The organism is Microbacterium sp. ZW T5_45, from assembly GCF_044987415.1.
In the GTDB taxonomy this organism is placed as follows: Bacteria; Actinomycetota; Actinomycetes; order Actinomycetales; family Microbacteriaceae; genus Microbacterium.
On sequence record NZ_JBJDRJ010000077.1, the window covers coordinates 1 to 4,283 of the forward strand.

At 64.7% G+C, this 4,283-nt stretch carries 7 protein-coding genes and 1 pseudogene; 5 read left to right on the plus strand and 3 right to left on the minus strand.

The window, feature by feature from the left end; translation table 11 throughout:
• Positions 1 to 249: 249 nt before the first annotated feature.
• Complete coding sequence (locus ACI3KS_RS19510) at positions 250 to 1,122, minus strand: PASTA domain-containing protein (protein WP_404920197.1); 873 nt, start codon at positions 1,120 to 1,122, stop codon at positions 250 to 252.
• Between ACI3KS_RS19510 and ACI3KS_RS19515 the strand changes: the two genes are divergently transcribed.
• From ACI3KS_RS19515 to ACI3KS_RS19535, 5 genes are all read left to right on the plus strand, one after another.
• Positions 1,121 to 1,552 carry a hypothetical protein gene (locus ACI3KS_RS19515; RefSeq protein ID WP_404920198.1) on the plus strand — a complete coding sequence of 144 codons (432 nt, stop codon included), beginning with the start codon at positions 1,121 to 1,123 and terminating at the stop codon, positions 1,550 to 1,552. The genes ACI3KS_RS19510 and ACI3KS_RS19515 overlap by 2 nt on opposite strands.
• Positions 1,553 to 1,844: 292 nt before the next feature.
• Positions 1,845 to 2,381, plus strand: coding sequence for a TetR/AcrR family transcriptional regulator (locus ACI3KS_RS19520; RefSeq protein WP_404920199.1), 537 nt, complete (start codon positions 1,845 to 1,847; stop codon positions 2,379 to 2,381).
• A 4-nt stretch (positions 2,382 to 2,385) separates the two neighbouring features.
• Complete coding sequence (locus ACI3KS_RS19525; RefSeq protein WP_404920200.1) at positions 2,386 to 2,721, plus strand: DMT family transporter; 336 nt, start codon at positions 2,386 to 2,388, stop codon at positions 2,719 to 2,721.
• A complete protein-coding gene (locus tag ACI3KS_RS19530; protein ID WP_404920201.1) occupies positions 2,718 to 3,044 on the plus strand; it encodes a DMT family transporter in 327 nt (108 codons plus the stop codon). Before ACI3KS_RS19525 ends, ACI3KS_RS19530 begins: the two co-directional genes overlap by 4 nt.
• Before the next feature lie 37 nt (positions 3,045 to 3,081).
• The gene (locus ACI3KS_RS19535) at positions 3,082 to 3,684 is read left to right on the plus strand and encodes a GNAT family N-acetyltransferase (protein WP_404920202.1); all 603 of its coding nucleotides are present in this window, start codon (positions 3,082 to 3,084) and stop codon (positions 3,682 to 3,684) included.
• Between the two features lie 38 nt (positions 3,685 to 3,722).
• Here ACI3KS_RS19535 and ACI3KS_RS19540 read toward each other — a convergent pair whose 3' ends face one another.
• Both ACI3KS_RS19540 and ACI3KS_RS19545 read right to left on the minus strand, forming a co-directional pair.
• On the minus strand, positions 3,723 to 4,121 hold the full coding sequence (locus ACI3KS_RS19540; RefSeq protein ID WP_404920203.1) for an ACT domain-containing protein: 399 nt from the start codon (positions 4,119 to 4,121) through the stop codon (positions 3,723 to 3,725).
• 36 nt (positions 4,122 to 4,157) lie between these two features.
• Positions 4,158 to 4,283: pseudogene (locus ACI3KS_RS19545) on the minus strand (IS5/IS1182 family transposase); the annotation flags it as partial.

The window sequence follows — 4,283 nt, forward strand, 5'->3', positions numbered from 1 at the left end:
CGACATCGGCTTGGCGAAGCCAGTTCTGCAGGCAGGTCTCGCTGATGCCGAAGTCGGTCGCGATCTGCTTGATCGACACATCGTCCTCGCGCTGACGAGCCACCCGCACGACATCGTCGCGGAACTCTCGGGGATAGGGCTTGGGCATGATGACATCCTCCCAGTAGCGCCTCACGGCACCACAGATCAGGTGTCACCTATCCGTGCAGCAGACCCCGCGGCGCAAGGTAGGAGGTTGCGCCTGCGCAGCTATTCGCAGGTCGCTCGGGAGATGTAGATCTGAATGTTCGCCGATCTGTTCACGATCGCGCCGGCGTCGGGTGAGGTGCGGACGACTGTCCCGACCGTTGCGCCCGCTTGTGCCGCGCACACTTCTTGTGGCGGTTGCTGCAGTCCTGCTGATCGGAGTGCCGTGAGCGCGTCGGCCAGAGCTCGTCCGGAGATCTCGGGGATTGCGATGCCTTCGCCGTTGCTGGGGGCGAGTTGGATCGTGCTTCCTTGAGGGGCCGACCCAGGTTCCGGCTGCTGGCGGGCAATGCGCCCGGCGGGTTGGGTGCCATCGATCGCCGCGGAAACGGAGACCTGGAACCCGGCGTCAGTGAGCACTCGTGTCGCCTCCTCGGTGGGGAGATCGATCACGCTGGTGAGATCCACGAGGGCCCGGCGGGTGAGGTTGGCAGCGGGCGCAGGGAAGGACTCTCCGCCGTACTTTGTGTTTGCGGCGCTCTGCATGACGAGCCAGATGTGATGTCGCAGCTGCGCGAGTTCGATCCCGTTGGTGGAGAGGCGGTTCAGCTCCGCGGTGCCCTGTACATTGCCAACCCAGACCACGGTCGCGACGCGAGTGGAGCTGCCGTCCATCCAGGTTTGGGTGCTTTGGTGGGTGCCGGTCTTACCGATCAGTGGGGTGCCATCACCTACGCGGGAGGGACGGCCGGTGCCGTTCTGCATGACGCCCTGCAGCGCGGAAGCCGCGGTGGCGGCCACCTCGGCTGTGAGGGCCTGCGAACAGGCCGGGATCGCGAGGTCGATCTCAACGCCGTCCGCGTCGGTGACCCGATCGATCGGGCGCGGGGCGCAGTACAGACCGCCGCCAGCGACAGCGGCGTAGGCGGCGGCCATGTCGACGGGTGCGACGTTCTTTGCCTTCTACCTCACCGAAAAGGCACTGCCCGCGGGAAAGACCGCAGCGAAAGTCGACGTCCGCCAGTACCGCATGCTGGTCACGATGACCGACGGCACCGTTTACGCCCTGGGCGCCAACACCAGCGGCTCACAAGGCACAGGCAGCTCGGTAACCCCGGGGATCACACTCACCGCAGTCGCCATGCCCGCCGGCGCGGTCGTCACATACATCGCAATGGCGAACAACACGACACTGTTCCTGCTGAACACCGGGGCCGTTTACTTCGCGGGTCTCAACGACACCGGAGGTCGCGGTACGGGCACTACAGGCGGCACGGACTACACGCCGGTCAGAGTTCCGCTAGCCCACACCGCAGACAAGATTACAGCATCCTGGTACGACAGCTACCTCGTCGCACTCGGCTAGCTATTCCCACCGGGGCGGATCTGATCCGCCGTTACGCGGGAGAGCGGTATCTGAATATCAGTTGTGAGCCGCGCTCCCTGAGTGGAGCAGTTCGTTCCTGCAGTGCGAGGAGGCCCGTATTTGCTTTGTCATGGAAGGGTGCCGAGGCGGCCACCTCTCCGCCGGGCCACTCTCGCGCTCTGAGGATCGCGAGTACGTCACTCAGGGGACGTCGGCACGCAGGTCCCGGCGGCCGCGGGACGGACGCAGTTACAAAGTCAAAACTTAACCGTACGTACGGTATGGTTAATGCATGAGACCAAGTTCACGATCTGAAATTCTCGACGCGGCACTCCGCGTGGTGGATGCCGCGGGCGGTGCCGACATCACGTATCAGTCGGTAGCCACGGAAGCGGGGCTGACAAAAGCTGGCCTGATGTACCACTTCCCCACGAGGGATGCCATGATGATCGCCCTCATCGAGCACGTGATCACGAGATGGCAGGCCGAACTCCAAGAGACGCTTGGCACCCCTATACAGGACTCATCGCTTTCGGAGCGCGTCCGCGCTTTCGTGCTCTTCGCCGGAGAAGGTGGCGTGACTCAAGGCGAATTCGTGGTGTTCGCTGAGGCCGTGCGCAGGCCGGAGCTGTCGCGACCCTGGCTGGAGTACCTTCACACCTGGTTCGGCTTCGGGGACGGGACCGACACGACGCCACTGCTGCTCGTGTGGCTGGCCGCCAACGGGCTCTGGGTTGCCGAGGCAACCGGAATCCTGGCCATTAGCTCCGGGCAGCGTGACGCGTTGCTGTCGACCCTCACCGCGCTCGTCGACGGGAACTCCGAATGAAGAAATGGCTCATCCTCGGGGGGCGATAGCCCTCGAAGTCACCGCCACGCTGGCGTTGCGCGGCGCCATCGACAATCCATGGTGGGCGTTGCTCGCCGTCGCAGGTTACGCCGGCGCCTTTATCGCGCTCTCCGTGCTCCTGCGCATGGGAGCGCCGATCGGCGTGGTCTACGGCATCTGGGCCGCGGCGGGGGTCGCGCTGACCGCCGTGATAGCTGCGATCTTGTTCGACGAACCCTTCACGTTCCTCATCGGCCTGGGCATCGTGATCGTCGTGGCCGGCGTAGTGCTCGTCGAAACCGGTCAGGCGCAGCCGCCGAAGACGGAGGTGTCGTCGTGACGTGGCTGTTGCTCGCTGGCGCGATCGTGACTGAGGTCGCGGCGACCATGTCTCTTCGGGCTTCGGAGGGGCTGAAGAAGAAACGGTGGATCGCTCCGGTGGCGGTGTTCTACATCACGGCATTCTCATTGCTGACCATCGCGCTCGCGCAAGGAATGCCCGTGGGCATCGCCTACGGCATCTGGGCAGCCTCGGGCGTCGCGCTGACGGCGGTGTGCGCCTGGATCTTCTTCAAGGAGCGCCTCACATGGCGCATGTTGGTCGGGATCGTACTCATCGCCGTCGGTGTGCTCGTCATCGAGCTCGGCAGCCAGGCCCACTAGCTTCAAACACCCGTCGACCGCATTCGAGAGGGCCACGATGTTCACCATAGTTCCGGCATCCCGAGCCGATATCCGCGACACCGCGGTCGTCCTTGCTTCCGCGTTTTCCAACGACACCGTGATGGCGACCCTTGTGGTCGGGGAGGCGCGCGAAGCGCGCCTGACGCTCCTATTCAGTGGACTGATGCGGTCCGGCGCTCTGAAGCACGGGCGCATCGACCTCGCCCGACGCGACTCCGACGGCGCTATCGTCGGGGCGGCCATATGGGTCCCACCGGGCCCAAGCACCTCACTCCTGAGCGAACTAAGGGAGTTGCCGACCTTCCTGCGCGCACTGGGCTGGCGCGGGCTGAGGGAAGCCATTCGGCTGCGGACGACCCTGGCTCGTCATCGCCCGATGGAGCCGCATTGGTACCTCGCGCAGATCGGGGTCAGTGCGCAGGCGCGAGGAGCGGGCGTCGGCTCCGCACTCCTCGCATCACGGCTCGAGAAAGTCGATTCTGAGCATGCGCCGGCGTACCTCGAATCGTCCAATGAGCGCAACCGGGCGCTGTATGGACGTCACGGGTTCGTGACCATCGCGACGGTCGGTGGCATCCCCGATTCAGCGCCAGCGGCGATGTGGCGGGTGGCTGCCTGAGGGACGCGGTACGGCGACGAGCCGCTTCGGCGGAGGAGCTATGCGAGAACATGCCCCGCTTCGAGGAGCGCTCCACGCGCGCGACTAGCGTCGGCGACGGGAACCATCAGAACATCACCGTCGAAGGTCGAGACAACGAAAACCGCACAGTTCACGGCTGAAAGAGGTGACACCAGCGATGCCACGACTCCGGTCAAGCCAAACGGCATGGGCCCGCTCGCGTACAAAGCGACCCAAGGACCGTCTACCTCGGCACCGGGCAAGTCCAAACCAGACGTGCACACAACGGTGAGCTCCTGCGGTGTACGGCTGACGGCGACGAACCCCCCGGCCGCGAATGCCTCCTCGAGCACCCTTGCAGAATCCGTTGCGGCGGGAAAGCGGGCAATGACGTACTCGCCGGCCAACTGTTGCAGTTCCATGGAAAGAGTAGTCATCGGCGCGACTCCCTTCGGGATCGCGCGGAAGACTCCCTAGGGCGTGTCTCCTAAATGGTGTAGCCAGGCGATGACGGCGTTGAGGACGACGGCGGCTCGGTAGACGATGGCGAGTTTGTCGTATCGCGTTGCCAGGCCTCGCCATTGCTTGAGTCGGCAGAA